Below are 594 nucleotides of genomic sequence, written 5' to 3'. Positions count from 1 at the left end.
CATCAGAATACCGTATTTCATGAGCTAATTAAACCTGTTGTGCGACAGGATTTTGAACAACTTGCTAAAGTACACCATGTTGGACAGAAATTTAGAGCGGCTTCCCGGTGGGATCAGTTTATTGCCATATTGATGTCTCAATTCTCTTGTAGGCAAAGTCTGAGAGATATTCAATCCAATTTGGAGTGCCAACAGGAAAAGCTAAGTCATCTCGGAGCAAAGTCTATTCCCCGAAGCACGCTGGCACGAATCAATGAGCAGCAGCCTGCTGCCTTGTATCAACAGCTATTTTACAAGTTGCTTAAATACTATGAACACTCAAAAGTCGCTCATAAATTTCGCTTTAAGAATCCCTTGTATTCCTTGGATGCCAGTCATATTGACCTGTCGCTTTCCTTATGTGAATGGGCCAAAGTTCACGACTCAAAAGCCAGCATGAAACTCAGTATAGGATTGAATCACAGCAATGATATTCCTGAGTTTGTTGCAGTTGAAAATGGCAAAGAAAATGACATGGTACAAGGCCGCAAATTCCAGTTTCCTGCTGGCAGCATTGTAGTTTTTGATAAAGGCTATGTCGATTACCAATGGTAT

1 pseudogene is annotated in these 594 nt (G+C 41.2%); it reads left to right on the top strand.

Annotated features, from left to right (window positions below):
* Positions 1-594: pseudogene (locus ACEWB7_RS17355) on the top strand (IS4-like element ISAbe18 family transposase); the annotation flags it as partial.

The sequence above is a fragment of the Acinetobacter sp. NIOH-H-8 genome, from assembly GCF_046635365.1.
Lineage (GTDB): Bacteria > Pseudomonadota > Gammaproteobacteria > Pseudomonadales > Moraxellaceae > Acinetobacter.
The sequence above is the reverse complement of the archived record's forward strand: the minus strand, read 5'-3'. Positions and strand labels throughout refer to the sequence as shown.